Source organism: Nostoc sp. CHAB 5715, from assembly GCF_020829685.1.
GTDB lineage: Bacteria > Cyanobacteriota > Cyanobacteriia > Cyanobacteriales > Nostocaceae > Nostoc.
The window spans coordinates 1-5665 of sequence record NZ_JAIVFR010000471.1 but is presented as its reverse complement, the minus strand read 5'-3'; the positions used below and the strand labels follow the sequence as shown (position 1 = coordinate 5665).

The 5665-nt window shown below is 42.2% G+C and carries 6 protein-coding genes; 3 read left to right on the top strand and 3 right to left on the bottom strand.

Translation table 11 applies throughout. The features are described from left to right. From LC574_RS23515 to LC574_RS23505, 3 genes are all read right to left on the bottom strand, one after another. On the bottom strand, positions 1-503 hold a 503-nt coding region (locus LC574_RS23515), incomplete at its 3' end, for a site-2 protease family protein (RefSeq protein WP_229455986.1). Between the two features lie 158 nt (positions 504-661). Next, positions 662-1495, bottom strand: a complete 834-nt coding sequence (locus LC574_RS23510) for a sulfurtransferase (protein ID WP_229455985.1) — start codon at positions 1493-1495, stop codon at positions 662-664. Between the two features lie 57 nt (positions 1496-1552). Continuing rightward, a complete protein-coding gene (locus LC574_RS23505; RefSeq protein ID WP_229455984.1) occupies positions 1553-1972 on the bottom strand; it encodes a DUF6220 domain-containing protein in 420 nt (139 codons plus the stop codon). Positions 1973-2244: 272 nt separating this feature from the next. On the opposite strand from LC574_RS23505, the gene LC574_RS23500 reads away from it, so the two are divergent. The 3 genes from LC574_RS23500 (at position 2245) to LC574_RS23490 (ending at position 5115) form a co-directional block, all read left to right on the top strand. Beyond that, positions 2245-2910, top strand: coding sequence for a LuxR C-terminal-related transcriptional regulator (locus LC574_RS23500; protein ID WP_229455983.1), 666 nt, complete (start codon positions 2245-2247; stop codon positions 2908-2910). Between the two features lie 996 nt (positions 2911-3906). Next, positions 3907-4266: a hypothetical protein gene (locus tag LC574_RS23495; RefSeq protein ID WP_229455982.1), complete on the top strand. Its 360-nt coding sequence runs from the start codon at positions 3907-3909 to the stop codon at positions 4264-4266. A gap of 177 nt (positions 4267-4443) precedes the next feature. Further along, on the top strand, positions 4444-5115 hold the full coding sequence (locus LC574_RS23490) for an ester cyclase (protein ID WP_229455981.1): 672 nt from the start codon (positions 4444-4446) through the stop codon (positions 5113-5115). The last annotated feature ends 550 nt before the right edge of the window (positions 5116-5665 follow it).

The window sequence follows — 5665 nt, the reverse complement described above, 5'->3', positions numbered from 1 at the left end:
TTCAGTATATTTCCGCCATCTAAGGGCAAGCCAGGAATCAGGTTAAACAGGGCTAATGCCAAGTTAACGGAAGCTAAAACACCAAGAATTGCAGCTAACGGGCCTGATGCAGCACTAGTAACACCAATAGCTGTAACGATACCGCACAGTAGTAAGCTAACTAAGGGCCCGGCGATCGCTACCCAGAAAGCTTCACCTGGGGTTTTTGACTCTTTTTCTAAGCTAGCCAAACCGCCAAATATAAACAGCGTGATAGATTTGACATCAATTCCCCGACGAATCGCAACAAAACTGTGGCCTAATTCATGGGCGACGACAGAGGCAAATAACATTAGCGCTGTCATCAATCCCAATAGCAAAGCTAATCCCGCAGACAATTGGGGAAATTGTGCCGCCAGTCCACTGCTATAGCTCCAAGTTACTAAACCTAGAACTAAAAACCATGACGGATGGATGTAGAAGGGAATTCCGAAGAGATTACCAACGCGAATTGTGCCATTCATGTCGTTCACCTTTGATTTCAGCTTCGAGAGGTTTGCTTTCGTCCTTCTCAATGTCTTTAGTGTAACGAAAGGTTAAGAGATTTTAATCTTTCTAACGGTAGTAGTGTCCGTCCGTAAAGGTGCGGTTATTGGTAATATTAGGAGCATTCTAGTAATCACTACTTCTCAATGGCTACATCAGGCAGGCGGCTCCACTCATTCCAAGAGCCATCGTAATTTTGAACATTCGGATAGCCTAATAAATACTTTAGGACAAACCAGGTATATCCAGAACGCCCACCGATCGCACAGTAGGGAAACACTTCCTTATCAGCCGTAATGCCCTTACTGGTATAAAGATTTTTCAATTCGTCGAATGATTTAAAAGTTCCATCCTCATTGAGAGTTAAGATATGCTCAAGATGGACTGCACCCGGAATATGCCCAGTAAGTTCACCTGCTTTTGGTGGCTGATCGAAAAACCATTCACCACAATATTCTTGAAGTGTTCGGACATCCAACAAAATGCGATCGCTTCGACCAATCGATGCCTGAACTTCGTTATGTAATACTCGCAGATGAGCATCAGTAGCTTTGGCACGGTAATCAGTGGTAGGAAATGTGGATAACTCAGTTGCCAGTGGACAACCATCTGATTTCCATTTCTGGTAGCCGCCATTGAGAACTCGTACATTCTCATGCCCAAAGACTTTCAATAACCAAAAAATCCAAGCTCCTGTTCCAGGATAACTGCCATAAGCAATCACCGTGGTGTCATTGGTGATGCCTGAACGTGCCATCAGCTTTTCAAAAGCGATCGCATCCCAATTCATTTTAAAATCGGGCAATAGTAAGTTTTTAAAGATATTCCAGAAGACAGCGCCAGGTATGTGAGCATTTTTATACGGCTTTGGACTCATATCCACTTCGATAATGCGGATGTTTGGATCGTTGAGATGATTTGCAAGCCACTGGGTATCAACTATAACGGATGGATCAGCGTATTGAGACACTTGTATTTCTCCTGTAATAGGGTTAAAAGAATTGAAAGTTGTGTTTACTCTTCGGATTTAGTCTTGGTTGTAGTTGGGAAATACGATGTGCGATATCCGATGAACTAGGGTTGTGGAAATAGAGAATAAGGAAAAGCCGATGAGTGGGTGGAAGACTGCTAAAGGAAAAGAAGTCTTCAAATGAATTGTGAGAAATTGCAATCCAAGCAGCACTGGGATACTTGCTGTAAGGCTTTGGACTCTTGGGGGAAACGGAATCAAAAACACCCATACCAACAAAATTAGTGAGAGTCCGCTGTATCCTCGCACGAGCCAAATATGTAGGTTCCACCAATCAGAGTTGTAAAAGTAAGCCAGTCCAACACTGAATACTTGGGTTGCTAAACAGAGATTGAAAAACACTACCGCGATAAAAAAACTAATTTGAATCCAACGCCCGGATATCTGTGTATCATCAATGCCAGATTTCATAGTCATGGTTAAGTAATCCAAAAAAAGCAAACAAATTAGTCATTGGTTATTAGTCATTAGTCATTAGTCATTAGTCATTGGTTATTAGTCATTAGTCATTGATAAAGAGTTTTTTGGTGGTACCTACCTCGCTCTTATAGTGGGCGAAAAAAAACTAATGACTAAGGACTAAGGACTAAGGACTAATGACTTTGCGAAGCAGTTTGGTGTAACAAAAGCTAGGATAGGTCTGGTTGCTATACTGCGCCTAGACCTCGAACGGGTACAATTTGCTAATCATGATTGCATTACAAACTCTATTTCATGCAATTGCTCAAGCTGAAGATGAACAGACATTGCGATCGCACATACCCGCAGAAATGAGTGAGTATTTTTCAGCTACACGATGTGGGCTATTTTTCTTTACTCAAATTCCTCTAGCTAACAGCAAGCTCCAAAAAGCGCTGCAAATTGCATTATCACCCCAACACAATCCAGTTGTACGCTACTTGCTAGAACGCCATGCCCCTGTTCATGAAGCTTTGGTAGTAGAACCTAAGACATGGCAGTTGATTTGTCCTCGTCCTGACCACTGGCACGTCATGGCAGGGCCAATTGTCAGCAATGGTGAGTTAGTGGGGGTGGTAGGTTTTACCCGTGAGCAAGGAATGCCTGCATTCGACTCACAAAATCTCACAGATTTGAGTGCGCTTTGTTTGCACATTTCTACTTGGGTGACAATGGCGCGAGCGCAACACCCATTACTATTACAGACAGAGCGTTTAACGCCTCGTGAAATGCAAATTGCTTCTTTGGTAGCTCAAGGACAAACCAATGCAAAAATTAGTGCTGAACTTTGGATTACTGAAAACTCTGTCAAGCAAGCCTTGAAAAGGATGTTTCGCAAGCTTGAGGTTTCATCTCGTGCTCAGATGGTTGCAAAGCTTTCCACAGTTTCAAAATAAACGCCCTGTGCTAACCATTTCTATCAAAATTAAGGTGAAACGGCTGAAGGGGAAAAGGAAAAGGTTTTGAATACATCCTTTACCTTTTCCCAGACCACAAGGAGGTGAAGATTACTTATCCGAACCATATTGGGGTGACTCTCTGGCTTATAGCGGTTCTCGTTTACGTGAGGTATACCCGTAGGGGCACGGCACTGCCGTGCCCCTACACCTGGTAATGTAATGTTGTACCGCATCTGAATGGGAACCGCTATAGGCATCCACCTATGTAGGACTTACGCACTGTACAAATGCATCGTGATGTCCATTACCTATCTTGAGGAAGTTTTCAGGCTTTTCTTAATTATCCTGCGATCGTAAATAGACCATGCTGTAGGGGCTAAGCATTGCTCATACGTGTCAACAAAAGCCTTGAAATGGCTTAACTGTTGGCTTCCTCACCCGCCCTGAACTGAAGTTCAAGGCTAACAGCTAAAGTCTACTGAAGTAGACTAAAGATTTTGGGTATATTTAGTCATCTTCAGATGACTTCCGCTATTAGCAAGGAACTTCAGTTCCTTGCGGGACATGACTTTTACGTTAAGTTGACACCAATGAGCATTGCTGTGCCCTTACAAAAGATATGGTTTTTAACCCAATACGCTTGGGTTGAGGAACGAAACCCAACATTTCCGGGGCTTTGTTGGGTTGCGCTTTGCTTAACCCAACCTACAATATCAGGCGATGGCGTAGCCCAGAGCAGGCATCGCACTTTTGATCTCAATGTCTGAGCCGTCCCCCCTTCTTCATCGGGGGGACTACAGGGGGGTTAAACCAATTCGCAATTCGCTTTTTCGCCCATTCGCAATTACGTTTTGTAACGGGGATTTTAATTAGGCATCAAAACGTGCTGCCCTTATTAGGTAGGGGACTTAAACCCCCAAACTTTGTTAAAACGATCTCAAATTCTCACGAATGATTTAGGACTGCTATATAAGCAACAGATACCTCGAAGTCATGTTGAAGTACTTGAAAGTCGTGTTGAAGTACTTAAAAGTCGTTTTGAGGTACTTCAAAGTCGTTTTGAGGTACTTCAAAGTCGTTTTGAGGTACTTCAAAGTCGTGTTGAGGTACTTCAAAGTCGTTTTGAGGTACTTCAAAGTCGTTTTGAGGTACTTCAAAGTCGTTTTGAGGTACTTCAAAGTCGTTTTGAGGTACTTCAAAGTCGTTTTGAGGTACTTCAAAGTCGTTTTGGAGTACTTCAAACTTTGTCGCACCGCGATCAAGTACACATGTGCGACGCCGAATAGCCCGCCTTCTCTACGAGACGCTCCGCGTAGCTTGCTTCCACGAAGTGGTACGGCATCGCTTTCATAAATCTCCACAAACAAAGCGAACGCTTGACTTTTAAAACAGTCGCTACACAGTTTAAGGTGTAAAAAGTCAATTTTTTTGAGTTAATTATAAATATTTTTTACTTTTGTATATTTTTTGATTGACTTGTATCCATAAAACTTTATTCTGAGAAACGATGTTTATAGCCAGTCAACTTGTATGAGTAGCGAAAAAACTACAGAATTGCCGCTCTGGGTACAAGATAGAGATATAGTCATTGCTCATGATGAAGAAGTACAGTGGCGAGAAGGAAAACGCCCGGATTATTCTTACACCAATGAATTTCTTCATCAAGAGAGTAAATTTCAGCATCCAGAAGGTTCTTTAGAAGCGATCGCACAAAACTTAGTCCGAAATTTTGAGATGGAAGCTTCTAATAAATCTAATCCTCAACAGTGGCTTTCGATTGTTACTGATAAGTTTAAGATGAGTACCAATGGAGGAAAACAATACACTGCTCAGGATGTCGCAGTCGAAGGTACTTATAATCTCTTCTTGGGTGAAAGTGAGCAGTATAGCTCTGAAACAGAAACTTTTGAATCTTCATTTGAGGTTTTTCATAATGCTTTTCCTAATGGCTTTCTTTGGGAATTAACAGAAGTTCTTTCGGGGCCACCTAATGTTACTTTTAAGTGGCGGCATTGGGGAACATTTAATGGTTCCTATAAAGACTATGCACCCACAGGGGAAACAGTAGAAATTGTAGGAATTAGTATTGCTCGCGTAAGTGATAATTTGAAGATTGAGTCTTTAGAGCATTATTTTGATAATAATGTCTTTCTTCAGAAATTAACGGCAGGGGGTTGTCCCTTCCATTCCAAAAATCAGTAGCCCTGGCTACTAGAACTCGCACTGGCGTGGCTACACCAGACAAAATCTGTCTCCACAGGTTAGCAAACTTTGATTTTGTATTAGTCCACGGAGGTGGACTTTGTTTGTATATAGGACTTACGCAAAAATCGCCCAAAAGCTTAATTTATCGAACCGCCAAGACGCCAAGAACGCCAAGAATTCGTAGAGCGTGCGTAAGTCCTAGTATAATAGCGATTACTAGTTCAACGGGCGCGGAAATAAACATACTATTTCAAATGGCGTAAGAAGCTCGGAATACAATTATGCGTGAATGCGTGACTTCCCCGAACGCGAATTTATAAGAAGAATTCAGAACTCAGGAGCGGAGCCGGAGACGCTCCGCCTCCGGTCAGAATTCAGAATTGAATTCTGGACGACACTTCGGCTACGCTCAGTGCATCGCTGGGTAATGAATATTGGTTTAAAACCTTGCCCCTTGTGGGCAAAAAAAATTAAAATATTATTCCTAATTAAAACTCTATCCCTTTATGGGTAGAGTATTCTGAATTCTGAATTCTGTATTCTGACT

Bases quoted from the DNA above. Each gene is read 5' to 3' on its own strand.
- LC574_RS23505 (WP_229455984.1), bottom strand. From the start codon at position 1,972: ATGACTATGAAATCTGGCATTGATGATACACAGATATCCGGGCGTTGG.
- LC574_RS23500 (WP_229455983.1), top strand. From the start codon at position 2,245: ATGATTGCATTACAAACTCTATTTCATGCAATTGCTCAAGCTGAAGAT.
- LC574_RS23495 (WP_229455982.1), top strand. From the start codon at position 3,907: ATGTTGAAGTACTTGAAAGTCGTGTTGAAGTACTTAAAAGTCGTTTTG.
- LC574_RS23490 (WP_229455981.1), top strand. From the start codon at position 4,444: ATGAGTAGCGAAAAAACTACAGAATTGCCGCTCTGGGTACAAGATAGA.